Source organism: Candidatus Cardinium sp. cBcalN2 (genome assembly GCF_022810445.1).
In the GTDB taxonomy this organism is placed as follows: domain Bacteria; phylum Bacteroidota; class Bacteroidia; order Cytophagales; family Amoebophilaceae; genus Cardinium.
On sequence record NZ_JAACGD010000258.1, the window covers coordinates 1 to 309 of the forward strand.

General features: G+C 37.2%; 1 protein-coding gene. It reads left to right on the forward strand.

Annotated elements, in window-relative coordinates; all coding sequences use genetic code 11:
• Positions 1–192: hypothetical protein (locus MUW74_RS04390; protein WP_243553128.1), on the forward strand; the 192-nt coding region annotated here is incomplete at its 5' end.
• Positions 193–309 lie beyond the last annotated feature (117 nt).

The following is a 309-nucleotide window of genomic DNA, read 5'->3' on the forward strand; positions in this document are numbered from 1 at the left end:
TCTTCTTCTTCTTCTTCTTTTTCTCCTCCTATTGATACGCTCCACCAAAAGAGAAAGAAAGTGATGGCAATTCGATATGAATTTCAGAATCGAGTAAAAGATGGGAAATTAGAGATGCAGAGAAGAGAGAAAGAAAGAAGTGACAATTTGTTGATGAGAAGAAGATTGGTCAACCAGAAGCGTGACACTTGAAGGTAGCGAGCGAAGGTAACAGAATATCATATTCACAGAGACTACCAGACTGTAAGAAAATAGCAATCAGCACCAATCTTCTGATTGTATACATGCTAAGAAAGAAAGAAAGAAAGA